This is a genomic window from Parabacteroides sp. CT06 (assembly GCF_002257605.1).
Classification (GTDB): Bacteria; Bacteroidota; Bacteroidia; order Bacteroidales; family Tannerellaceae; genus Parabacteroides; species Parabacteroides distasonis.
This window is the reverse complement of the sequence record NZ_CP022754.1, coordinates 2,022,144-2,047,847: the sequence shown is the minus strand read 5'-3', so window position 1 is coordinate 2,047,847 and position 25,704 is coordinate 2,022,144. Positions and strand designations below refer to the sequence as shown.

Here is a 25,704-nt window from a genome sequence, read left to right as displayed (position 1 = left end):
TCTTTCAAAAACAAATATACGGTATTTTCTTTATTTAATAGGTATCTTTTGGGGGAAAGATTGGTAAAGTGCACCAAAAACAAGAGCCTTTTCCCTGCTCAGAAGAGACACCGATACGCCCTCCCTGCCTTTCAATTATATTTTGGCAGATAGAAAGTCCAAGCCCTATGCCTTGCTTTTGGTTTCGTCCTTTATAAAAACGATCGAACACATGAAGTTTTATTTCCTCCGACATTCCTTCTCCCGTATCGGTCACGGATAACAGAACCTCGTTCTCCATGGCTTGATATGACAAGATGATGCTACCTATAGAGGTGTACTTTATTGCGTTTGTTATAAAATTGCCAAGAACTTGTTTCAAACGGATACGGTCAGAGCGTAATAAAAAGGAATTCAAAGATTCCGGATAGGTCAAAGCTACCCCTCTCGGTACTTTGATCTGGAAAGAAGCTACCGTTTCTACAATAAGTTGTCTTAGATCAAATTCCATGAAATCAAAGGTCATGGTACCAGACTCGAGCTTAGCCAGATCCAATACATCATTAACGATACCCAATAATAACTCATTATTGGTCTGAATAAGATTAATATACTCTTGTCTTAGCTCACCATCCTCTTCATCCCCTAAAAGAGAAGAGAATCCGACAATAGCGTTTAATGGCATGCGGATCTCATGGCTGATGTTTGCCAAAAAGGAGGATTTCAAACGCTCTGATTTCTCGGCCTTCAGCATTCGTTCTTCCATCGCTTTCAGTTCAGATATATCATAATTCATCAGTAATAGGATGGGGCTTGATTTCTCCAGACCCGCCTCCATTATATCCAGACGAATCCATTTCCATCCCTCGCCATCCTTGACCCGGGCTTCCCGTTGATCATGATCAGTTTCTCCGTGGACAAGTCGGCTCAAGGAAGTTTTCAAGCATTCACGGTCTTCTGGCTTGACATTGGAATATATGCCTACTATCTGGCTCAATGGAGTTCCCGGAACTTCACCCATATTCAGATACCATTGTTCCATCGCCACTCCTTCCCCAGTGGACAAATCATACTTTGCGCAGCCGATCTTGGCACGATGACTTATCTGAGGAAAAAAAGGCTCGAACTCTATGCCTAATGTCGTTTTCATATATATCCGTTCTCATTATATTTATGCAAAAAGAGGGTTTAGCCATAAAAAACGAATGAATTAATCGTTCGTTTTAATTAGTCGTTTATATCGATTATTTTATAGGGAACATATAGGTTTAGTAAAATACCCCAAAAACCGCATCAAAATTATATTCTAAAGTCTTTTTGACTTTCATAAGTAAATGTTTTTTGCGATATTTGCAAACGACTAATTAAAACGAACGATTAAACTAGTCGTTTTGTTGCCTTCCCCTCCACTTCAATATCCTGATATATAAGATTATACCATATGACTATAAAAAAATAGAGGGTAGATTGATCACTCAATCCACCCTCCTGTCTACCGTGTGCTTAAACTATTAAAAATCAACCCCTTGATTAGTCTTCTAGAGCCGCTTGCGCCGCTGCGATACGAGCTATGGGCACTCTAAAAGGTGAACATGATACGTAATTCAAGCCAACTTTATGGCAGAACTTAACGGAAGAAGGCTCACCACCATGCTCGCCGCAAATGCCACATTTCAAATCCGGACGGATGGCACGACCTTTCTCAGTTGCCATACGAACCAGCTGTCCTACACCATTTTGGTCTAGTACTTGGAACGGATCGACCTTCAAAATCTTCTTCTCTAAGTAAACCGGTAAGAAGGAAGCGATATCGTCACGAGAGTAACCAAATGTCATCTGAGTCAAATCATTCGTTCCGAATGAGAAGAATTCGGCGCTGGAAGCGATACGATCCGCTGTCAATGCCGCACGAGGAATCTCGATCATCGTACCTACCTTGAATTCGATACGATCGCCAACTTCCTTGAATAGCTCTTCGGCCGCGGTACGGATCACCTTCTCTTGTTCCTTGAATTCATATAAGATTCCTGTTAATGGTACCATGATTTCCGGTTTAGCCTCAATACCTTCTTTCTTCAAATCCAAAGCGGCACCTAAAATGGCCCGAGTCTGCATTTCCGTAATTTCCGGATATGTATTACCTAGACGGCAACCACGGTGACCCAACATCGGGTTATGCTCGCAAAGAGATTCCACACGTTTTTGGATCTCCTTAACGGACACGCCCATTGTCTCAGCCATTTCCTCTTGACCTTTCAAATCGTGAGGAACGAACTCATGCAAAGGAGGATCGAGCAAACGAACGGTAACAGGACATCCGGCCATAGCCTTGAAGATACCCTTAAAGTCCTCTTTCTGATAAGGAAGGATCTTCGCCAACGCTTTCTTACGACCTTCAGCGTCCTCGGCCAAGATCATCTCACGCATAGCTTTGATCTTCTCACCTTCGAAGAACATATGCTCCGTACGGCAAAGGCCAATACCAACGGCACCGAAGCTACGAGCGATCGAAGCGTCGTGAGGCGTATCAGCGTTTGTACGAACTTGTAATTTTGTATATTTATCGGCTAAAGCCATTAGCTCCGCGAAGTCACCTGACAACTCTGCCGCTTTCGTCTCGACCTGTCCTACATAGACTTCCCCGGTCGTACCATTGATAGAGATATAATCACCTTCTTTCAAGGTTACGCCATCGACGTCTACAGTCTTGTTCTTATAATCGATATTCAAGGCACCAGCGCCGGATACACAGCACTTACCCATGCCACGAGCCACGACAGCGGCGTGAGAAGTCATACCTCCACGAGCGGTAAGGATACCTTCGGCGACAGCCATACCGGCCAAGTCTTCCGGAGAAGTCTCAATACGGACCATGACAACCTTTTTGCCATCGGCATGCCATTTAGCGGCATCATCAGCGAAGAATACGATCTGTCCGGTAGCGGCACCCGGTGAAGCCGGCAAACCTTTTACCCATACTTTCGCCTGTTTCTCGGCTTTTTTATCGAATACTGGGTGAAGCAACTCATCCAGTTTATTCGGCTCGATACGGTTCAACGCTGTTTTCTCGTCGATCATGCCTTGATGCAATAAGTCGATAGCGATTTTCACCATAGCGGCACCGGTACGTTTGCCGTTACGGGTTTGCAAGAACCAAAGTTTACCCTCTTGTACGGTAAACTCCATATCTTGCATATCCCGATAATGATCTTCCAATTTCTCTTGGATAGCGTCTAATTGCTTATAGATTTCCGGCATGGCTTCTTCCATGGACGGATATTTAGCAATACGTTCTTCTTCTGAGATTCCGGCACGTTCAGCCCAACGTTGTGAACCGATCTTCGTAATCTGTTGCGGGGTACGGATACCTGCTACAACATCCTCACCTTGAGCGTTAATCAAGTACTCACCATTGAACAAGTCCTCACCATTACCCGCGTCACGAGAGAAACAAACGCCTGTAGCGGAAGTATCGCCCATATTACCGAATACCATGGCTTGTACGCTAACCGCCGTTCCCCACTCGTCTGGAATACCTTCCATCTTACGATACAGGATAGCACGCTCATTCATCCAGCTATTGAACACGGCACAGATAGCGCCCCACAATTGTTCATAAGCGCAAGTCGGGAAATCCTGTCCGGTCTGGGCCTTAACGGCTGCCTTAAATTTAGAGACCAATGTTTTCAAATCTTCAACGTCAAGCTCGTTATCTAACTTAACGCCTTTCGCTTTCTTTACTTCCTCGATGATCGCCTCAAACGGATCGATATCCTCTTTGCTTGTCGGTTTCATGCCTAATACGACATCTCCGTACATTTGAACGAAACGACGATAAGAGTCCCAAGCGAAACGAGCGTTGCCCGTCTTACGAGACAATCCTTCCACTACCTCGTCGTTCAAGCCAAGGTTCAATATCGTATCCATCATACCTGGCATGGACGCACGGGCACCGGAGCGAACTGAAACTAACAGAGGATTGGCAACATCACCGAACTTAGAGTTCATTAACGTTTCGATATTAGCGATCGCCTTCTCAACATCCGCTTTCAGCAACTCTACGACTTTATCTTTGCCTAACTCGTAATACTCTATACAAACTTCTGTTGTAATCGTGAATCCCGGAGGAACCGGTACACCAATCAGATTCATCTCGGCAAGGTTAGCGCCTTTACCACCCAGCAGATTTCTCATATCTGCCTTACCTTCGGCTTTTCCATTTCCGAACGTGTAAACTCTTTTTCTTTCCATATTCGACAGTATTGAATTTAGATTCTAGTTTTGTTGATTTCAACTGTTATATTGCTATCTCAACTTTGCAATGCTGCAAATATATGCTATTTCTACTTTGCAAGCACGAATAGCGTTAAAGATTTTTACATGTTTTACAACTATTCTTTACCATTTATATCCAGCAAATGCTTACATTTGCGTGCGGAAGTTTGTTGACGCTTCCATTTCCCATCGGATTTCCCGCCTATCTCTTTGCCCCTTACATATAATTATATGATCTTTTTCTTTTATTTGTGTCTATTTATTTCCAATAGGAAGACTCAGGAGTTTTTTGCTGAAGAAACTTTAGTTTCTACAGCATGAAACTAAAGTTTCTCCCTAGTGGAACTAAAGTTTTTCTATAGCAAAACAAAAGTTTTCCTTATAAGAAATTTTAAGAAACTGCAATATATTGATTTATAAACACATACTATACATCTCTTTCTGTCCATAATCATATCTTCATCAATCTTGATAGAATAACGAGAACTGTTTGCCGGACTCATTTAAGTATATAGAACGAAGCTCTTTGTTCTTAGCGGAATTGTAAGTATTTTCGCGAAGCGAATTTAAAACTTAACGACATTGGCAAGAAAGAAGAAACAGTTGCCTATATTAGAAAAGGTAACCATTACGGACGTAGCCGCCGAGGGCAAGGCTATCGCGAGAGTGAACGATATGGTGGTATTTGTACCCTTCGTCGCTCCGGGAGACGTGGTTGATATTCAACTGACCCGTAAGAAGAATAGTTATGCGGAGGGGAAACCTGTATATTTCCATGAGTACTCGGCCAAACGTGCGGAGCCGTTTTGTGAGCACTTCGGTGTCTGTGGAGGTTGCAAGTGGCAACATCTTCCCTATGAGGAACAACTTTACTATAAGCAAAAACAGGTCTACGATAATCTTACCCGCATCGGGAAAGTCGAAATGGAAGAGAAACTTCCGATCTTAGGTTCCGAGCGCACGACTTTCTACCGGAACAAGCTTGAGTTTACTTTCTCAAACAAGAAATGGCTTACGGAGGAAGAGATCCAGTCCGGTGCTTCTTTCGATTGCATGAATGGTGTCGGGTTTCATATACCGGGGATGTTCGATAAGGTATTGGACATCCATAAATGTTGGTTGCAAGATGATATATCGAACAAGATCCGTCTTTGCGTCAAGGAATATTGCCTATCTCATGAGGGATATCCTTTCTTCGATTTACGGAACCAAGAGGGATTCGTTCGTACGTTGATGATCCGTACGGCATCCACTGGGGATTTGATGGTCGTATTGGTTTTCTTCCATGAGGATGTAGAGCGCAGGGAAGCGTTATTATCTCATCTGGCGGAACGATTCCCGGAAATCACGTCCTTGATGTACGTCATCAACGGCAAATGTAATGACACGATCACCGACCAAGAAGTTCTCGTATTCAAGGGAAAAGATCATATCATCGAGGAGATGGAGGGGCTTCAATTCAAGGTAGGTCCTAAGTCTTTCTATCAGACAAACAGTGAACAGGCTTATAATCTATATAAAGTGGCTAGAGAATTTGCGGGTCTTACCGGAAATGAGATGGTGTACGATTTATATACCGGGACAGGTACGATCGCAAATTTCGTCTCTCGCCAAGCAAAGAAGGTTATCGGCATCGAATACGTACCGGAGGCTATCGAGGACGCAAAAGTGAATTCCGCCTTGAACCATATAGAGAACACGCTTTTTTATGCCGGTGATATGAAAGATATCCTTACGCAGGATTTCATAAACCAACACGGACGTCCGGATGTTATTATTACCGATCCACCACGTGCCGGTATGCATGATGATGTGATCAACACTATTCTCTTCGCCGAGCCGGAACGTATCGTTTACGTTAGCTGCAATCCTGCTACGCAAGCCCGCGATTTGAGTTTGTTGAGCGTGAAATACTCCGTCAAGAAAGTCCGTCCGGTCGATATGTTTCCTCATACACATCATGTGGAGAACGTGGTTTTGCTTGAGAAAAAATAAACATATAATATAATGTATAGGAAATACGTCCCCTTTCTGCTCTTTTTGTTCTTCTTGTATGGTTGCAACGGTAACAAACAAGAGGAGAAAGAGGACGTTTCCGTTTTCGTGGATTTACCGCAACTGAAAGCGGAAGGCGAGATCACGGCGGTGACTTTATACAGTTCTACCTCCTACTTCCAATATAAGATGCAACCCATGGGTTACGAATACGATCTGATAAACGATTTTGCCAAGAGCCAAGGTTTGAAATTAAACATCAAGGTCGCCGAGAATCCTGCCCGTCTGATCGAGATGCTAGAAGCCGGCGAGGTCGATGTTGTAGCCTACCCTATCCCAATCAATAACAAGCTGAAACAAGAGGTCATTTATTGCGGCCGGGAGGATATCTCCAGTCAAGTATTGATACAACGGGCCAATAAAGGCGATAAGCTTCTTACCGATGTCACTCAATTAATCGATAAGAATGTTTACGTAAAGCCTAACACCAAATACTCCGAACGACTGAAGAACTTGGATGAGGAACTCGGCGGAGGAATCCATATCCAAAAAGTGGAAAATGACTCCATTGCTACCGAAGATCTTATCGAGATGGTCTCCTTGGGCGAAATTCCCTATACGATCAGCGATGATAACACCGCCCGCCTAAACAAGACTTATTATTGGAATATCAATGTCGACCTAAAGGTTAGTTTTCCCCAACGCTCTTCATGGGGGGTAAGGAAAAGTAGTCCGGACTTGGCGAAGGCCATCGATGAATGGGCTTCTGATAAAACGGGTAAACATTCTTTCAAGGCAGTTACTAAGCGGTACTTTGAATTAAGCAAGCAACCTTTTACCGCAGATATTCCGGAGGTAAAGAATGGACATATTTCCCCGTATGACCCTTTATTCAAGAAACATGCGAAAAACATCGGATGGGATTGGCAGCTGTTGGCGTCTATTTCCTATCAAGAGTCTCATTTCAATCCTACGGTTGTATCGTGGGCCGGTGCCGAGGGGCTTATGGGAATCATGCCAAATACAGCGAAGGCATTAGGTGTCACCCCGCATGAATTGAAAGATCCGGATACGGGAATCCGTACGGGAGTAGATTGTTTACGGCGCTTCCGTCAAGGTTTTTCTGAGATTACGGATCCTGAAGAAAAAGTCAAGTTTACCCTAGCGGCTTACAACGCTGGGATCGGACATATTTACGATGCGCAGCGATTGGCCCGAAAATATGGAAAAGATCCCAATAAATGGGATAATAATGTAGCGGAATATATTCGTTTGAAAAATGATCCCGAGTATTATAACGATCCTGTTTGCAAGCATGGATACTTGCGTGGCTCAGAAACATATAATTACGTGCGGGAAGTGTTGGAGCGTTATCATTACTACAAGAAAAAGTCATAGTTATAAAAAAATTCATAGCTATGAGTGAAAGTAGTCATAACTATGAATTTTCTGCAAGTAAATGCCACTTAAAAATTATAGGCGACACCTATGCCTAATATTTCCTTGAACTGGACCTTCGCCCCCCGTTTCTCTCCATTATCCTCAAAAGTTTTCACGTCGTTATCATATTTAAGCGTCGTATTGAGTGTAGCGGACAGGAATTTATTAATCTTCATGCTTATCAATACATCCCAATTGACATCGATATTTCCGAATTGATCGCTATAAGGAGTGAAAAAGTCCGCAGTCGTAATCAAGTTCACGTTTTCCATCACGGTTAATTCCGCACGAGCTTTCAGGTAAGCTCCCCATTCCATTCTGAAGCGATCTCCCGGATCGACCCCGAAAGCTCCTAACTCAGAAAGGTAATCATCCTCCACGAAAGTCATCTTCGTGGAAGCCGGAGAAAGATAAACCGAGTAATTGCTTTTGGGACGATATTCCATACCTACGGAGATATTCGAATACGCCGGCGCAAAGAAGTTCGATATATAATGTGTCTTATCCGGATAATTATATCCTTTGGCAAACTGGGTGTTTAAATCTCCCATCAACGTATAATACCATACATTATTGGTGGAATATCCTAATTGGGTAGACAGGGTTATATTATCGGTACTTTTCCTCATTCCCTGCGATTTAGTCTTTGATAATCCGTAATCGAGAGCGAGATTGGTTACCCATAACCAGTCACCGGTTTTATGTGTTAATGCCCCATTCAGATACGCATTTCCGGCAACAGAGTTCTCACCGCCAGCCGACCAATTCGACATCGCCGTTTGCGACAAGTTCAAACCTGTCACACCTTTCAGTACCCATTTGCCTTCCTCATATCCTTTATCATCCGTTTGACCATATGTGATTGTCGTTAATGCGACAAACAATGTCATGAAGAATATACGTTTCATATTGTGATATATTTTAGTTATTAAAAAATAAGACGTCCTATCATTTAAACAGGTTTGATTAATTTTTGTTTAGAAAAGCCTAAAGTTGAAAGGATGTCACATTTGTTACACCTTTATATGGATAAACCCCTTATTTTTGTATCCGATAATTAAGTAATTTGATTTATGGAACAGTTACATGCACACGAAGTCCTTCATATGATGGAGGGTAATAGTTATTCAGAAGCTTCTTTAAAAGAAGCGATCGTTAAGACTTTTGGTGAGGATCAGCGTTTCTATACTTGTTCGGCGGAAAATATGGATGCGGATGAGTTAATCGTATTTCTGAAACAAAAGGGGAAATTCATGCCTATCGAAAATGGTTTCACGGTAGATATTACAAAGGTTTGTAATCATTAAAGATTCTACGACACTATCAATGACTTTAGGCTAAATTCTTTTGATTTAGCCTAAAGTTAAAAAAGACTTTCGATTCTACTCAATGGACAATACTATTCCTATAAATAATCGCAAATAATTTTTGCATCAATTCATAATCTTTATCAGAGACATAACTTAGCCTACGGTTACCCGCATGATTTATCATCCAGACAAAAGACTCTATATACTTTAGTATCTTACTTGAATTATCACTTTTTATACGTGACAAATAATCCATTTTTCCTAAAAGATAATTACTCACTTTAAGAACACTCATCTTATTACAAGTTTTGTATTATCAGGTTGTTTTTTATCCATGATTGATCCTATACGGGTAAAAGTGTGAGTCCGAAAACCTACCATACCTGCGGGCCTTCCAACAAACATTCTATAGGCCTTTTATGTTATGGTTATAAAATGGTCTATTTATGCTTACTGGTTTTTTAAATACCTTAGCGACAATAATAAGTGTGACAAGCCTTCTGATTGTCACCTATGGTGCATTAATCGGAGTCATCTCATTTTTCAGAAATGAGCTTAAGCGACTTACTGGTAATTATTCCATTACTAACATAAGAAAACTAAGAGCTGTATTCGGTACATACTTACTTCTCGGACTAGAATTTTTGATAGCGTCAGATATCTTAAAAACAGTATTGGAGCCAACACTTAATGAATTGGCCATTTTAGGTGGAATAGTCGTGCTGAGAACAGTTCTGTCTGTCTTTCTGAATAAAGAGATCAAGGAACTAGAAACTGAAAATAAAGATACCGAGTAGATCCCATAAAGTTTTCAAGGGAAAGTACAGAAAAATGGCGCTTAAGTCTTGCATGAACAGGATTTAAACGCCATGAAGTAAAGTTAGAAAACCAAACCGCTCGGCCTTCACAGGTGAAGCGGAAGTGGATATATTGCCTTAAACTAATACCTTATATTATTACAACCAGATTAAAGGTCATAATGTTTATGCTTTTGATGAATTTCAATAGCCAAAATAAAACAGAAAATAAAAATCCGCATCCAGCGTCACTGCTACATGCGGATCCAAAATAACAAACTCTTACAAGAGTTAGGCACTACATAAAGTTGTATTATACTAATAAGCAGACTGAACCGCATCAAAGTGTTGATTCCTTATGTTGTTTTTTTCTCATCATTTACATATTCCAAAATGTCGCTTGGCTGACAGTCTAATGCTCTACAAATTGCCTCTAGGGTACTAAAACGAATTGCTTTCGCCTTTCCCGTTTTTAAGATAGAAAGGTTAGATAATGTCAAACCAACTCTTTCAGAAAGTTCGTTCAAAGAAATCTTCCGCTTTGCCATCATTACATCTAAGTTTACAATAATAGGCATAATTAAACTGTTAAGTCATTCTCTGATTTCATATCTATCGCATTTTGCAATAATTTTTCAAATACAGCCACGGCTGTCGCAACTACGATAGCGACAAAAGTAGTTACGATACAAATGGCAAGAAAACCTGCGGGGTCATCTTCTGTATTATGGGTCAACCTTATAAATAGTCCTGCCACCACGATTAAAATACTTAGTAAGATCGCACAATGCTTTATGTTCTTTAAATTCTTTACAGAGTTTGTTGAAAATACTTTATTTTGCCCAATATAACCGAGCAACCTAAAAGCATTGTACAACGCAACAAAAAAAGCCATTGACGCTCCATATCCATATAAGATAAATGGATCAGCGTAAGTACTAAATAAATCTAGGTGTGTGGCTCGTCCCTCAGTTAAGGGAAACCAAATCAAAATAATAAGTGCCACAATACCGATAAGAACAATAACTGTTTGAAGAAATGCTGTTGAAATTCTTTTCATGACGTATGATGTTAATTTTAAACGACGTTGCAAATGTAACAAATATTTATTGATAATCAATAAATAAATACCGAAATTCAAAAAACAGTCTCTTTCTCAAGCTAATTAAAAAATCTGGACTTGAATCGCCAGTGTAGTGTCGAAGTACAATGATCTCCCATTTGGAAGGGAGAATGGGAATAGAAGAAAAAAAGAACGCCTACCTAAAAAGTGGTAGACGCTCATTGCATACGGTTATTGGGACAAATATAGAGTTTATTTCTATCTTGGATTATCCTATTCATTAATAACTACTTCATCTCTTCTCCCTTTTCATTAAAGATAGCGATAGCCTCCTTGCCCTCGATTACCAAAATCACCTTAAAGAGTTTCCCTTCAGTCTTTTCCGCAACATATACCTCTTGGATCACTGAATCCGGATAAGATTTCTCTATGGATTGCGTAACTACTCCCGGAAGATCCTTTACCTCGACCTTAACAAAGTCATCTTGATTAACCTCACAAGCGATTACCACTGAATCAACACTTATCTCTGCGGCAAATGCGCTGAAACTACCGATACCCATCATCAATACTACTGCAACTAATACCTTTTTCATGACTCTTGATTTTTAATTAAACAATCTATTCATATTAACGTAATCAATAGATATAGAACAACGGATATGCCAAATTTCGCCTATCTACAGATAGTCATGACACACAACATCTTATATTTTAGCATTAACATATGAATTGGGATATTACGGGATTTTATGGGACATTTTTGGGTAATTATGCCCCAAAAGTCCCAATTCATTGCCATAACCCTTGTAAAACATTTGTGAAACAAATTATCTGTTTTTGAGCAAACAGAGTTAGACAAAAACGATATATTTAGCCATCTAAATTCTATTGAAAGCCAGATTCCATGCGGAAACAAATAAAAATCCGCATCCAGCTTCACAGCTACATGCGGACCAAACAAATAACAAACTCTACTTATATGAAAAAACAAATACTACTAACAAATTATTATACGATGACTACTATCAAGGTGACTTCTGAGTCATTTTATAGTATAACAGAAGATTGTTTGAAAAGGTTCACCAGTAATTTCTTTTAGTCTGAGAGCTTTTCTTTTTATCGACTGTTTGAATATAAAACATTTCAAGCTGCAAATTGTTTTACAAACAAAGATAAAAATGATGATTGATCGGTTTGAGGCATGATTAAGAAGTTATTTTCTATATTATTGTTTATGATAATGCTTTTTGCCTTCCGGATGAATGCGGAAGCGGATGAGGAACACTTTTCTAACGGTTCCTATCGTTAGCGCACTAGAATTAACATTAAATGAAAGCGCTTCCGACGCTATGGTTGGTGGAGCGGTTACTCAAAACGACAAATTTCAAGTAAAACACGGCGATTACTCCTAAATCTTTAGGGATAATCGCTTTTTCATGAATAGATTTCAAGTAAAATTAGGACATTTATCCAATTATATCCGTAATTTTAGCCCAATTAAATCAATAGCAATTATGGAAAGAATCGTTAATCATCCTATTTTAACAATTCCACAAGAGGGAGAACACACTTTTTTATTCAATGGCAAACCCGTAACGGGAATGAAGGGTTTTACCATCGCCGCCGCCTTACATCAGGCCGGCTATCCAGTACACAGTCATAGCGTAAATGGCCGCAATCGTTCGCTGAATTGCGGTATCGGTAAATGTGGCGCCTGCGAAATGCTGGTAGACGGAGAAGTAAAGCGTATCTGTATTACGAAAGTAGACAATGTAAAGGAAGTATCGGAAATAACAGTACAGAATTATACGACAGATTCCCAAATAGAACCCAGAGAAGAACCGGTAGAGATCTATCGAACAGATGTGGCCATCATTGGTGCCGGCCCCGCTGGATTAGCTTGTAGGGAAACCTTAAAAGAACTAGGCTTGAACAGCATCGTAATTGATAGCAATGATAAGATCGGTGGTCAATTCTTGATGCAAACCCATGCATTTTTCTTTTTCGAGAAAGAGCGGCGCTTTGGGGGTATGCGTGGTTTCGATATCGCGAAAACTTTAGCCGGAGACGACCACTCTGGTATTTTCTTACATTCTACGGTCTGGGATATCCTACAAAATAAGCGTATCGCCGTAAAAGACATGCTTAACCATAAAAATTTCTATGTAGAAGCTCAAGCCTTGATAGTCGCTACCGGTGCGGTTCCTTTTATGCCGACCTTCGAGAATGATGATGTGCCCGGAGTTTATACAGCGGCAGTCGTACAGAAAATGATGAACGCTGAATTCACGTTACTCGGCAAAAACATATTGACAGTAGGCGCCGGTAATATAGGTTACCTAACGTCCTACCAATTGATGCAAGCCGGAGCGAAAGTCAAGGCTATTTTAGAGGCGATGCCCCATGAAGGTGGATTTCCGGTACAAGCGAATCGAATTCGCCGCCTTGGCATACCTATTTATACCTCTCATATGCTTTTGAAAGCCATTCCAGACCTGGATCGGACAGGTATCACTGGCGCAGTTGTCTGCGAATGCGAGAACTTCAAGCCAATCCCGGGAACAGAGAAAGTGATCGATGGTATTGATGTTATTAATATATGTACAGGATTGATTCCCGACAACCAATTGCTAACCAAAGGCCAATATACATTTGGAAAACGTTGTGCCGGCGTAGGTGATGCCGTACGGATCGGAGAAGGTACTACCGCCGTACTAAGAGGAAAGCAAGCTGCTTATGAGATCGCCCAAGAGCTAGGCGTACGTTTCAACTACAACGATTACTTACAAATATCTAAGGAATACATCGACTCCCAGCAACATCCGATCCGCATCAAGGAAGAGTCCCCAAGGCCCACTCCCGAGCGTCAAGCCCAACGCCCTTTCGTTCGCTTGGATTGCCTATACGGTTTCGCTTGTAACCCTTGCTCTTTCGCTTGTCCTCAAAAGGCGATCACCAAAAGCTCCACCAGCGTAACGCCCGAGATCAATTACGAAAAATGTACCGGCTGTATGCAATGCGTATCCCATTGTCCGGGGCTGGCTATTTTCGGCTACGATACCCGGAAGCAAAACTTATTCTTACCGGTAGAATACGAGGTGGAAGTAGGTGCCGAGGTGTGGCTCGTCGATGATAACGGGAAGAAACAAGGCGAAGGTATCATTGAGAAAGTATTAAAGATGCCGACAAAAACAAACGTGGCCCGTGTGAAAGCGGCAGGAATGGAAAACGATGCCTTATTGAATATCACAGGATTCATCGTAAAAGAAAACTATCCGGAGGAGATCGACTTCAAGCAAGAACCGGAGTGTGAGTCGGAGACCTATGTTTGCCATTGCGAGGACGTATCTTTGGACGAGCTACTTTCCGCCATTGGGGATCGTAAATATATCTCCGTCGACGAGGTAAAACATATCACCCGCCTAGGAATGGGGCCATGCCGTGGAAAACGCTGCATACCCCGCCTACGCATGAAACTAAGGGAAAAAGGTATCGAACTGGTAGGCGACGCTACCCCCCGTGCTCCCCTATCTACCCGCTTCGTCCTAGGGGAAATGTATCCACAGCGTCAGATAGCGGATACCTATAAAGTAGATTCTGGAAAGCAGGTTCGTAAGACGGAAGTCTTAATCGCCGGCGGAGGTATAGGTGGTAGCGCATTGTTCCGTTATTTTGCGGAAGCCGGTAAAAAGACCGTGCTTATTAATGCGGATCGAGGATCATCATGGCGCAATATCGGTGGTGGCCGTCCAGCGTTCTCGATCCCCGAATTAGCGGAGATCGCCCGTAATAACCAAACGATATTTGAGGAGACACAAAAAGAATACGATATCCATTACTGTGAGATACGCTATATCACGTTCGCCCACGACGAGGCTACCTACAATGATCTGGAACGTTCCTGCGGTTGGTCCAACGCTTATTTGATCGACAAGAAAGACTTCCAGAAAGAGGTGTCCCCCTACTTCAACACGAATCAAAACACCTATTTCGCCGCACAAATCTCCCAGCATTGTTGGCAAGCTACCCCGGGGCGTGTGATAGACTTTATACGAAACAAAGGCAAAGAGCGGCAAGGTGAGGTTTGGGAAGACACACACCTAGTGGAAGTACACAAAAACGGTGGAAAATATCACGTCTTATTATATACGCATGATAAGCGATACATCGAATACGAATGCGATCATTTCGTGAACGCCCTCGGTTATAGCGCCGAGCGTTTCGCCCGCATGCTAGGTCTTTACACCGGCCTCTATCCGGTCAAGCACCAAGCGTTGATTACCCATCGCCTACCGAATCTGGGTAAAAACGGGGATATCCTCGATATGTTGATAGACCGCCGGAAACGTAACGACTTCTCCGCTGTCTACGGTCAGCAATTCGCCGAGACCGGACAGATTATCGCTTGCGCCTCCCCCGCTGTCGACGCTAAAGCGGAGATCAGCAACTTTGATGAGTTGAAGTTTAATACCCGTCGTTTCATGGAGATCATCTCCGAGGTGTTCTGCGATTGGATTCCATCGTTAGCCACAGTACCCGTACAAGCCACATGGTCCGGTTATTATGTAGAGCCTCGCTACATTATCGATCCGGATAACGGACTATTCGTCGGTTTGCAAGGTCACGGCTTCATGCTCGCTCAATACTTGGCTAAACTATACGTAGATAAAGCGTTAGGCCGTACCGTTCCGGATTATATGGAGCGATTGAGGCTCGATGGAGACGGAATTAGTGAGAAAGCTTTCAAATAAACTATAAATAAAACAAAACCTCCTCTACCACAATTGGTAAGGGGAGGTTTTGATAAAACCAATCTTTTCTATTTTTGTTATTCTATATCCATAAATAGTAATCATATGAATATAGAAACAACAGACAACTCCCCTTTGCTACAGGAATGTATAGAAGAATTGATCAATAGTAAAATCGATGAGGGGAAAGGAAGAAACGCTGGGAATAAATTATCCACCTTTTTAGGTCCGAGGGTAATGGAGTTTACATTTGCCGACTTAACGACCGATTTTCTTCATCACTATCTTTTATGGTTGATGCAAGGGGAAGACGGGAAACAGGCTCCCTTGAAACCGGGTAGTTTGGACTTCTACATTCGTAATCTAAAGACAATGTACAACAAGATCGCCCAAGATAAACAAATGGATGTTCCGAGAGAAAGCCCGTTCTCCGGCCTGCAGATAAAGGTCCCACCCACCCGGAAAAGGGCTTTGCCAAGCCTCGACCTACAAAATCTGGCGACTCTTGAGCGGCCCAAAAACCCACACGCCTGTACGGCCCTTCACTTGGCTCTTTTCTTATTTTACGCTAGAGGTATGTGCTTCGTGGATGTCTTTAATTTGCGACACAGCAATATAAACGATGATTATATCCACTACGTACGTAGCAAGACTGGCGTAGCGATGCAAGTAAAGATCACCCCCGAGATAAAGAACATCATATTCTCTTATCGGCGTTTCAATAACCCGTGGATATTCCCTTTCTTACACGAGAAAATCAGCGGAGAGGGAGAAGTCACGGCTCAGTCCGCGCTTCGGAGAGTGAACCGCCACTTAAAGAAAATGGGAGAGCAATTACACTTCGAACAGCCATTCACTACCTATGTGATGCGGCATAGCTGGGCTTCCATGATGCTGGAGGCGAATTCGGAAATCGGCATTATCAGTCAATCCTTAGGACATATGTCCCTACGGACTACCGAGATCTATCTTGGCCGGATATCAGTATCTAAAATAGACAGGGCCTCCGATAATATGTTGAACAATTTGGTTCGCAGCTCTTCCACCCGACAAAGAAGTAAAAAAATAAGGTGATGGCTTTAAGAGACAATCGGCAAGAAATGCAAGAAGCTCATTTCCTCGATTGCCTCTAAGTTATTCTCATTTATTTAAGATAGTTCATGCAGGAATGCCAAAGGGTAGATTCGTCAAGACATTCCTGCACAGCCCTTAGAATGGATACTATTTCTCTTCACCAAAATTAACGGTATTCTCGACATTGTCCACATCATCAAAGGCAGCCACATTGCCGTTTGTTATCGTTATACGGAGGTCGGCACTATTAGGGCCGGCGATATTCACCGTCAGCTTATAATGATAATCTTGATAGATATTGTAATCGGTCACCAAGTCACCCCAAGATAGAATTTATACTATTTATCCGTCATTCTGAGAGTTGTCTCTTTCTGCGTAAGAAAGAGACATTTTTTTTCTCCATACTTCTTTATTCTCAATCACTTCTGTTTTTCGATTCATTTTACATTATCGTTTATTTTACCGTTTGTCTCTTTACATCTCACTACTCATTTAACATTTAGGACTTACTGTCCGAAACGGCACGCACGAGGTAGCACGATTCCCGACGGGGGAACCGTGTAAAGATCCATACATGCAAACTTCATATTGTTACATGACGTTGAATTGATAAGGACTAGGAAATACGAAGGCGCAGACATCTTGCCGTTATGTCCGTGCCTTTATGATTGACTAAACCGTGATCGCAATATTACGATCCGTGGTTTAAATGTCTAATTGTTTCGATTTTGTCTATATTCATTAGGTGTAACCCCAACCATTTTCTTGAACCAACGGCTGAAATGTTGCGGATATGGAAATCCCAATTCGTAGGATATCTCGCTGATGGATTTGGTGACATCGAATACACGCTCTTTCGCTATATCGAGCATCTTCTGCTGGATATGTTTCAACGCAGAAACACCGGTTTCCTTTTTCAGAAGGTCGCTTAGATAGTTAGCCGACAGGCAAAGCTTGTCGGCACAATACTGCACGGTGGGCGTACCTTTACTTATGGGAAGATTGGACGCAAGATAATCATCCAGCGTTTGCTCAAATCGGGCTAAGATGTCAAGATTCACATTCTCCCGCGTTTCGAATTGACGGTCATAGAACCGCTCACAATAATCAAGTAGGAGTTTTATATTGTCTGTAATCAGTGATTTCGTATGCTTGTCTATGGGATGGAGCAATTCTTCTCTGATTTTGCACATGCAGTCAATAATGGTTCGCCTTTCCTGTTCAGACAAGTGGAGTGCTTCATTGGCGGAATAGGAGAAGAAACTATAGTTTTTGATGAATTGGGCTAACGGAGTGTTACGTACCAGTTCGGGATGAAAAGCGAGCAGCCATCCACCGGGTTGATGCAACTGACCGTCATCGTCAGACCCCATGACCTGCCCCGGAGCGAGAAAAAGCATCGTGCCTTGCTGATAGTCATAGATGCTACGACCATATTTGAGAGTACCACAGTCCGGGTCTTTCATCAAGATAGCATACAAATTATAGAGTTTCGGACAGAAATGTACCGGATTAGCCTCTCGCGCATCGATGACCGTAACCAGCGGATGCAACGTTTCCATACCGAAATAATCGTTGTATTGCTGCACAGTGTCTATTCTCTTTATCTCATTCATCTTCAATTGTATTTGGCTTCGATTGCAAAGATAACCTTTTCTTTCATACGTTTCTCACCGTCCGATGAAATTGGTTATTATATCTGTGGAATTGATACAGTCTACACCCCAAATAACCGCTATTTTTGTAACTAAAAACTTTTAAATAATAATTATATGGGAACAAGAAAAATTATCTGTATGGGAAGCTTATTCTTCTTGTCTGTAGCCATTCCCTACGAAAGGCAGACAAGTATTAGGGGTGGCTGTTCCCGGACCATTTGATCAAACTGAAATTGAAAAGCGAGAAGATGTGTTGGTATATACAACACCTGTACTCCACACAGCCGTAGGAGTGACAGGAATGGTGGAATTAAAGTTGTATGTATCTTTCAAGCAATTACAGGAAAGTCGACGAAGCTAGCTTACTTTAAAACAATGGATGTAAATGGAAAAAATTCATAACAATGAATGAAGAAAAACATAGTTATGAATTGAAAATTTCATAGTTATGATTTTTCAGTATCAAAATAGGCAAGTAATTCTTCTATCGTTTGGGTGATATAGGTACCGCCGGAAGTCTCATGGATGATAAAGTGGGTGGTCTTTAAATCGCCAGTCTCAATCCAAATATTCGATTCCACTTCCCGATTCGCCAAAATTCCGTTTCGCTGGAGCCCTTTACGCACCATAGCGTATTTCTGTCCATGTCCAACGAGGCGAATCTGTCGAGAGAATTGATTATCTATACGGAATAATCCGGTATCCTTATCGAAAACAATCCCTTTCCGGGCGAAAAAGTTGCTTAGATGACCACTCAATGCCAAATCCTCGGGAGTACCGGTAGAGATACCATTCGCTTTGTCCATTAACCAGATCTTATCCGATATCTGAAGAGCCAGCTCCAAATCGTGAGTGGACATAAATATCGTCTTATTCGTTTTCCGGGTTAGATGATGGAGTAATTGCATAATCTCTACCTTGCTGGGGAAATCAAGGAATGCGGTAGGTTCATCCAAGTAAATAACCGGAGTCTCCTGAGCGAGCGCCTTAGCGATCATCACTTTCTGGCGTTCTCCATCCGATAAGGTATGGACCATGCGGGATGCTAGTTCCTCAATGCGGACAAGGGCGATGGATTCTTCCACGATCCGCTTATCATCCTTGCTCAACTTACCCCAGAAGCCGGTATACGGGCTACGTCCCATCCCGACCAATTCCCGTACCAACATATTCCGGATCTCACATTTATCGGTCAGCACGACACCGATCGTGGTGCTCAATTCCTTATCGGAATAAGTATCTATATCTTTTCCTAGGACCAATATTTCCCCATCTAATTTAGGTTGGAAAGCCGATAACGTGCGCAATAAAGTAGACTTCCCCACCCCGTTAGCACCCAGCAAACAGGTTAATTCACCACTATAGATCGTAGAGTGTATACCTTTAGCTACCAGCTTTGTACTACTCTTAGAATGGTAACCGATCGAAAGTCCGTTAATATGAATCGTATCTTGTTTCATCTTACTCGTTCAATTCATTCTTACGTTTTCTAAATAATACTGAGGCCACTACTGGAGCACCTACTAAAGCGGTTACCGAGTTGACAGGTAACGCTCCCTCGAACCCCGGCATACGGGCGATCAAATTACAGATCAACGCCAACGCCGCACCGGCGAATAAGACCGCAGGCATTAAAATCCGATGGTCGGAAGTTTGAAATATGGCCCGGCATAAATGCGGAACGGCTAGCCCCAAGAAGATAATAGGTCCGCAATAAGCAGTGACAATCGCCGTAAGGACCCCAGCCGAGGTGATAACCAACAAACGGGCCCGCTTGATATTAAGTCCCAAATTGCGTGCGTAGCTATCCCCAAGAAGCATCAAGTTCATGGTCTTGATAAGCAGGAACGAGAGAGGGATCAAGATTGTCATAAGAATCACGAACAACGTCATCTGATTACCGGAAACACGGGCGAAACTACCCAATCCCCAAATCACGTATGCACGGATATCCTCCTCGACGCTAAAGAATTTAAGTACACCGATCACGGCGTTTGCCACGTAACCGATCATCACACCGATAATCAACAACGTGACATTTCCTTTTACCTTTTGGGAAACATACACGATCAGCGCCATCACGGATAAGGAACCGATCACGGCCGCTATCGATAAGGCGATCTCCCCCATAAAACCAAGTTTACTCAAGGCAACGCCCCCTAAACTACCGCTTAACAACACCACGAAAGCGACACCCATGCTCGCTCCCGAACTGATACCTAAGACCGAAGGTCCGGCCAATGGATTACGGAAAACGGTTTGCATCTGTAAGCCGCTGATGGATAAGCCAGCTCCCGCTACCAACGCTGTCAATGCCTGTGGTAGTCGGGATTTCCAGATAATATTCTGCCATGTAATAGGCTCATTTCCTAAATTCCAGATAATATGCCAAACCGATTGAAGAGGAATAGAGACTGACCCCAACACCAAATTCAAAAAGATTAGAACAAAAATAGCCGTGACAATCGCCAGCATCCATAGGGTATTTGAATGTCTCATCAGTGTTCCTTATTTAAGTCGAGAATAATAGACCGACTCATGATCCGGTAATAAATCCGGATGAAAGATATGAAGCAAATCCGCTAGGACGATCTCCGGTTCTGTCGGCATACTCTCATAAAACGGCGTGTTCTTCATATTACAATAGATAATTCCTTTCTCCCGGAACGCACGGAAATCCTCATAACGAGGATCTTGCTCTTTCAATGCCTCATAGCTGAACGTTCCCGGGAAACTATTCACGATACGCCAATAATCAGCGTCGTCCGCTTGGTTATAGACCGTCTCGAAGTCTAATGTAACACCACCGGATCGCTCATCATCTTTCAAGAAATAATCAGCGCCGGCATCCTTGAAAAGTTGCGCTAAGAAGCTCTTTCCTCCTACGGCATACCAGTTTCCACCCCGTAACTCGCCACTAAAAACGATCGGACGTTTTTTAACCTTACCATCCGCCGTAAGTTCCTTTAATTCATTATACCTCTTCTCGATGGTGGCGAAACGCTCATTGCCATCTTTCTCTATCCCCAACAGCAAGCCTACGAACTTGATCCACTCGGCCTGTCCCAATGGCGTAGTCTCCTTATAACCCAAATGGGGAATCAAGGGAATACCCACGTCTTTCAGCGTCTCATAGCCTCCCCGCTTGAATGGCGATACAAGGATCAAATCAGGATTCATGCTCATGATAACCTCGTTATCGAAATTCCCCTCGATACCGATCTTAGCGGTTTTACCTTCTTTCAGGCGTTCGTTCATCTCTTTATTGAACAAATGCCGTGTACTGGTAATCCCAACGACCCTATCCAAGGCACCCAATTTAATAAAGTTCGATAATTGCAGGGAAGTCATACAGATAACGCTTCGGATAGGAAGCTCTATCACCGTATAATCAGCGGGAATCCCCGTGGGTTTCGCACCTCTTTTCACGAACGCATAATGAAACGTGGTGCTTTCCTCATTTTGAGGATCTTGGATATCAGCCAAGAGATATTGATCCGCATAGGTAAGCTTGAATCCTTGGGCGTATAAAGGCTTAACCTGCTCTTGCGAGAACGCAGATTGCTCTACGGAAGCCGTCTTCCCTATTTCTCCTTTTTCACGGATACCTGAAGTACATGATAAAGTCAATACCGATAAAAGCAAGCATCCACCCGCTATAAACTTATTCATAATCCTTGTTTAATTGACAGTTGATCATTGACAGTTACTCTCGTCCTGCTCCACGGGACAGCAACATTTATTTATGAACCGGCAGGTCTTCTGACTTACTTCCATTCAGGACGCCTTCCCGATTACAAAACCAGTGGCCAAGGTATTGTCCGAATGTTTAAAAGTTCACAGCAGCGTGGTCTGTCCGGGATTCTCACCCGGTTCCCTTTTAATCCGCCTCCCGGAAAAAGAGATAAGCGGAGCCTGTTACAGTGACAAAAGTAGTAAGAATATTTGTATACATCCACAATTTTAAGGACTTTTGCGTTTCAAATAAAAACAGATACACATGAATCATCCTATTCACTTCGTCTCATTAGGTCCCGGTGATCCGGAATTAATTACGCTGAAAGGGCTTAAAACATTACAAAAGGCTGATATTATCTATTGTCCTGCTACACAAGGCAAGCATGGAATCATATCTCGGGCGACGGATATATTGAAAGCTATTGAGGTAGACGAATCCTTGATCCATCCGTTTATTTTGCCAATGAGTAAGGAACGGACAGATGCGTTAAACGCTTATAACGAATTGTTTCTGGATGCCCAAGCTGAATATTTGAAAGGGAAACAAATCGTGATCGTCGCCGAGGGAGACGCTGGTTTTTATTCATCTATACAATATGTATACGATAAATTCGAGGAAACAGGAATCCCGGTAGATCGAATCGCAGGAATTCCGGCATTTATAGCGGCAGGTGCCTTGGCCGGGATACATATCGTAAAACAAGAGGAGCAAATTAACGTAATCCCCGGGACTGCGTCGTTCGATGAACTTTCGGCAAAAATAGAAAATGGAATGATCATCGTCATCATGAAATTACCGGGTTGCCAAGAGGCTATTCATACTTGTATCCGGCAGTATGCGGATAAGGCGGTTTTTCATTATTTCGAGAATGTAGGAACAAGAAAAGAATATTATACTACTGATATCGCCACTATACATTCCAAGGATTTCCCCTATTTCTCCCTACTGATTATCCAACCTCGCTAAAAGAAGAAGGCTGCCCGGAGAGTAACCAAACCCGGACAGCCCATCTTATTACGCTACATGCAATATATGCTTAAGCTGATCGATATGGAAACGAAGTGTATCCATATAAGGTTTCACTGAATTATGGTACATGACCGCTTTTGCGTGCATATCTTCCAACTCGCTTACTTTACGGTTCGCCTCACGCATTTTACAAGCGTTGTAGCGAATACCCGATACATGTCCTTTGATATCCTCGATCGCTTGGTTTCCCCGGTTGAAGATAGACTCTGCTTCTTCCGGAGCGTATACCGTATAGGCTTGGGCAACGTCATCCAGTAACGCCTGTTGATAAGAGCCGGCTATCGGGAGCAATTGATGGATCGCATGATGACATAAAGAATGAACCTCGTTTTGAAGCTTCTTCAATTCTACTTCCCACTTTGATTCACATACTTCATCCAATTGTTTGACTTCCGCTACGACACGACCGCTAAACAATTCCACTACCATCTTTTCCCATGCTTCTGCTACCCACGATTTAGTAGCAAATGTAACCTGACTAAATCTTACTGTTGACATAACCTTAAATTTACATATTATATTGCTAATGTTATTAGTCTCTTATCTGTTTCAATTTATCACACCCAAACCATTTTAGGTTTCTTTTTATCGTTGTGACATCACAAAATTAATCAAATTATTACAGATGAATAATTTTAAAGACTATTTTATAATTCTTTAAAAGTACAACAAGCAAAACGTATGATTTTTGCAAAGCTCACTTTACAAAAAGTTTAATTTCAAGCCTGACAGCTATCACAAAAAGCAAGATCCTCGCCATCTTCGCACAAAAATATCAAAATAACACAATCTTATTATTCCATAAAGGGGGAAAACCTTGTTCCGTATCATTTTGTTATTATAATAAATTAGATTTACTTTGTTCAAACTATATAAACTTACATAAAGCACATGAAATCGGACATTGAGATAGCAAGAGAAACAGACTTGCGTAAAATTAAGGAAGTTGCGACAACGTTAGGTATCCCTCGTGAGGAAGTACAAAATTATGGCAGGTATATTGCCAAGGTTCCTATCCATTTGATCGATAAAAAGCAAATGGACCAGCATAATTTAATTTTAGTGACCGCTATCACTCCCACTAAAGCGGGAATCGGAAAGACTACGGTTTCGATCGGTCTGGCTTTAGGGCTGAATAAAATAGGGAAGAAAGCGGTGGTCGCTTTACGTGAGCCGTCTCTTGGCCCGTGTTTCGGCATGAAAGGTGGTGCTGCCGGAGGTGGATATGCCCAAGTGCTTCCCATGGAAAACATCAACTTGCATTTTACAGGGGATTTTCATGCGGTTACTTCCGCCCACAATATGATTACCGCTTTATTGGATAACTATATTTATCAGACCCGCAACACCTGCGAGGGATTGAAGGAGATCAAATGGAAACGGGTTCTTGACGTAAACGACCGTAGCTTACGTAACATCGTATCGGGTCTAGGCGGCTCGGCGAACGGTGTCCCTACCGAGACCGGATTTGACATCACTCCCGCTTCAGAGATCATGGCGATCCTTTGCTTGGCTACGGATATAGAGGATTTGAAACGACGTGTCGGAAATATTTTATTGGGTTATACAAACGAAGATAAGCCTTTCACGGTAAATGATCTTGGCATAGCCGGAGCTATTACCGTATTGCTAAAAGACGCATTACTGCCGAACCTTGTACAAACAACGGAGAATACTCCCGCATTTGTACATGGAGGTCCTTTCGCTAATATCGCCCATGGATGTAATTCCATATCGGCCACCCAAATGGCTCTTACTTATGGAGATTATGTGATTACGGAGGCTGGTTTCGGCGCTGATCTGGGCGCGGAGAAATTCTTTAATATCAAATGTAGAAAAGCGGGGCTTTCACCGAAACTGACAGTCATCGTAGCGACTGCCCAGAGCTTGAAACTTCATGGTGGCGTTCCGGAGAAAGAAATCAAGGAACCGAATATCGAAGGATTAAAGAACGGATTCGCTAACTTAGATAAACACATTGAGAATATGAAGAGCTTCGGCCAGCAAGTAATCGTTACTTTCAACCGTTTCGCTACCGATACGGACGAGGAGATTGCGTTAGTGGCTGAGCATTGCGAGGAGAAAGGGGTTGGATTCGCCATGAATAACGTTTTCGCCGAAGGCGGTGAAGGGGGTACGGAGCTTGCCCGCTTAGTGGTTGATACGATCGAAAATCATCCTTCCGCTCCTTTACAATATACATATGATCTGAATGATCCGATCCGTACGAAGGTACAAAAAGTGGCCCAGAAGATATACGGAGCTTCTTCGATTGTTTATACGACTTTGGCCGATAAAAAATTGCGTCAGATCGAAAGCTTGGGTATTTCCCATTATCCGATCTGTATCGCCAAGACTCAATATTCATTCTCTTCCGATCCGAAAGCTTATGGGGTCGCCAAAGATTTCGAACTAAAAGTACGAGATGTAATCATCAATAACGGAGCCGAGATGATCGTTGTCGTCATGGGCGAGATCATGCGTATGCCGGGACTCCCGAAAGAGCCGCAAGCCCGAAAGATCGATATCGTGGATGGCATGATTGAGGGATTGAGTTAATAGACAGTAAAACGATTCAAATAAAAAAGGTG

Annotated in this window: 20 protein-coding genes and 1 riboswitch; of the genes, 8 read left to right on the top strand and 12 right to left on the bottom strand. The window is 42.5% G+C overall.

The genetic code is table 11. From position 1 onward, the window contains the following. Positions 1-34: 34 nt before the first annotated feature. On the bottom strand, positions 35-1,129 hold the full coding sequence (locus CI960_RS08885; RefSeq protein WP_005857060.1) for a HAMP domain-containing sensor histidine kinase: 1,095 nt from the start codon (positions 1,127-1,129) through the stop codon (positions 35-37). Between the two features lie 380 nt (positions 1,130-1,509). After that, positions 1,510-4,230 carry a pyruvate, phosphate dikinase gene (gene ppdK / locus CI960_RS08880; RefSeq protein ID WP_005857062.1) on the bottom strand — a complete coding sequence of 907 codons (2,721 nt, stop codon included), beginning with the start codon at positions 4,228-4,230 and terminating at the stop codon, positions 1,510-1,512. Positions 4,231-4,836: 606 nt separating this feature from the next. Here ppdK and rlmD point away from each other — a divergent pair. Both rlmD and CI960_RS08870 read left to right on the top strand, forming a co-directional pair. Then, the gene (gene rlmD / locus CI960_RS08875; protein WP_005857064.1) at positions 4,837-6,249 is read left to right on the top strand and encodes a 23S rRNA (uracil(1939)-C(5))-methyltransferase RlmD; all 1,413 of its coding nucleotides are present in this window, start codon (positions 4,837-4,839) and stop codon (positions 6,247-6,249) included. Positions 6,250-6,261: 12 nt separating this feature from the next. Beyond that, positions 6,262-7,647 (top strand): transglycosylase SLT domain-containing protein, encoded by a 1,386-nt coding sequence (locus CI960_RS08870; protein WP_005857066.1) that lies wholly within the window; start codon positions 6,262-6,264, stop codon positions 7,645-7,647. Positions 7,648-7,715: 68 nt separating this feature from the next. Here the strand turns inward: CI960_RS08870 and CI960_RS08865 are convergent, their stop codons facing one another. Continuing rightward, positions 7,716-8,597, bottom strand: coding sequence for a DUF3078 domain-containing protein (locus CI960_RS08865; protein ID WP_005857069.1), 882 nt, complete (start codon positions 8,595-8,597; stop codon positions 7,716-7,718). A 165-nt stretch (positions 8,598-8,762) separates the two neighbouring features. Here CI960_RS08865 and CI960_RS08860 point away from each other — a divergent pair, with 165 nt between their 5' ends. Continuing rightward, positions 8,763-8,996: a YecH family metal-binding protein gene (locus CI960_RS08860; RefSeq protein WP_005857071.1), complete on the top strand. Its 234-nt coding sequence runs from the start codon at positions 8,763-8,765 to the stop codon at positions 8,994-8,996. A gap of 449 nt (positions 8,997-9,445) precedes the next feature. Then, positions 9,446-9,796 carry a DUF1622 domain-containing protein gene (locus tag CI960_RS08850; RefSeq protein ID WP_005857075.1) on the top strand — a complete coding sequence of 117 codons (351 nt, stop codon included), beginning with the start codon at positions 9,446-9,448 and terminating at the stop codon, positions 9,794-9,796. A 356-nt stretch (positions 9,797-10,152) separates the two neighbouring features. Here the strand turns inward: CI960_RS08850 and CI960_RS08845 are convergent, their stop codons facing one another. From CI960_RS08845 to CI960_RS08835, 3 genes are all read right to left on the bottom strand, one after another. Continuing rightward, positions 10,153-10,374: a helix-turn-helix transcriptional regulator gene (locus CI960_RS08845; RefSeq protein ID WP_005862373.1), complete on the bottom strand. Its 222-nt coding sequence runs from the start codon at positions 10,372-10,374 to the stop codon at positions 10,153-10,155. A 2-nt stretch (positions 10,375-10,376) separates the two neighbouring features. Then, positions 10,377-10,856 carry a DUF2975 domain-containing protein gene (locus CI960_RS08840; RefSeq protein ID WP_010183028.1) on the bottom strand — a complete coding sequence of 160 codons (480 nt, stop codon included), beginning with the start codon at positions 10,854-10,856 and terminating at the stop codon, positions 10,377-10,379. Positions 10,857-11,146: 290 nt separating this feature from the next. Beyond that, on the bottom strand, positions 11,147-11,455 hold the full coding sequence (locus CI960_RS08835; protein WP_005857081.1) for a hypothetical protein: 309 nt from the start codon (positions 11,453-11,455) through the stop codon (positions 11,147-11,149). A 921-nt stretch (positions 11,456-12,376) separates the two neighbouring features. Here CI960_RS08835 and CI960_RS08820 point away from each other — a divergent pair. Together CI960_RS08820 and CI960_RS08815 are read left to right on the top strand one after the other, a co-directional pair. Then, positions 12,377-15,613: an FAD-dependent oxidoreductase gene (locus tag CI960_RS08820; RefSeq protein ID WP_005857086.1), complete on the top strand. Its 3,237-nt coding sequence runs from the start codon at positions 12,377-12,379 to the stop codon at positions 15,611-15,613. 105 nt (positions 15,614-15,718) lie between these two features. Beyond that, complete coding sequence (locus CI960_RS08815; RefSeq protein WP_005857088.1) at positions 15,719-16,687, top strand: tyrosine-type recombinase/integrase; 969 nt, start codon at positions 15,719-15,721, stop codon at positions 16,685-16,687. 147 nt (positions 16,688-16,834) lie between these two features. On the opposite strand, the gene CI960_RS23390 is transcribed toward CI960_RS08815, so the two are convergent. The 5 genes from CI960_RS23390 to CI960_RS08795 form a co-directional block, all read right to left on the bottom strand. Beyond that, the gene (locus CI960_RS23390; protein WP_182001065.1) at positions 16,835-17,002 is read right to left on the bottom strand and encodes a hypothetical protein; all 168 of its coding nucleotides are present in this window, start codon (positions 17,000-17,002) and stop codon (positions 16,835-16,837) included. 398 nt (positions 17,003-17,400) lie between these two features. Continuing rightward, positions 17,401-18,303, bottom strand: a complete 903-nt coding sequence (locus tag CI960_RS08810; protein WP_005857092.1) for an AraC family transcriptional regulator — start codon at positions 18,301-18,303, stop codon at positions 17,401-17,403. A gap of 488 nt (positions 18,304-18,791) precedes the next feature. Then, entirely contained in the window at positions 18,792-19,805 is a 1,014-nt protein-coding gene (locus tag CI960_RS08805; RefSeq protein ID WP_005857094.1) for an ABC transporter ATP-binding protein, read from the bottom strand. 1 nt (position 19,806) lies between these two features. Continuing rightward, positions 19,807-20,844, bottom strand: a complete 1,038-nt coding sequence (locus CI960_RS08800; RefSeq protein WP_005857096.1) for an iron ABC transporter permease — start codon at positions 20,842-20,844, stop codon at positions 19,807-19,809. A 9-nt stretch (positions 20,845-20,853) separates the two neighbouring features. Then, on the bottom strand, positions 20,854-22,017 hold the full coding sequence (locus CI960_RS08795; RefSeq protein WP_005857097.1) for an ABC transporter substrate-binding protein: 1,164 nt from the start codon (positions 22,015-22,017) through the stop codon (positions 20,854-20,856). A 62-nt stretch (positions 22,018-22,079) separates the two neighbouring features. Then, positions 22,080-22,279: riboswitch (cobalamin riboswitch) on the bottom strand. A 66-nt stretch (positions 22,280-22,345) separates the two neighbouring features. Here CI960_RS08795 and CI960_RS08790 point away from each other — a divergent pair. Next, positions 22,346-23,050 (top strand): precorrin-2 C(20)-methyltransferase, encoded by a 705-nt coding sequence (locus CI960_RS08790; RefSeq protein ID WP_005857099.1) that lies wholly within the window; start codon positions 22,346-22,348, stop codon positions 23,048-23,050. A gap of 48 nt (positions 23,051-23,098) precedes the next feature. Here CI960_RS08790 and CI960_RS08785 read toward each other — a convergent pair whose 3' ends face one another. Next, positions 23,099-23,611 carry a hypothetical protein gene (locus CI960_RS08785; protein ID WP_005857102.1) on the bottom strand — a complete coding sequence of 171 codons (513 nt, stop codon included), beginning with the start codon at positions 23,609-23,611 and terminating at the stop codon, positions 23,099-23,101. 393 nt (positions 23,612-24,004) lie between these two features. Here CI960_RS08785 and CI960_RS08780 point away from each other — a divergent pair, with 393 nt between their 5' ends. After that, complete coding sequence (locus CI960_RS08780; RefSeq protein ID WP_005857104.1) at positions 24,005-25,672, top strand: formate--tetrahydrofolate ligase; 1,668 nt, start codon at positions 24,005-24,007, stop codon at positions 25,670-25,672. The last annotated feature ends 32 nt before the right edge of the window (positions 25,673-25,704 follow it).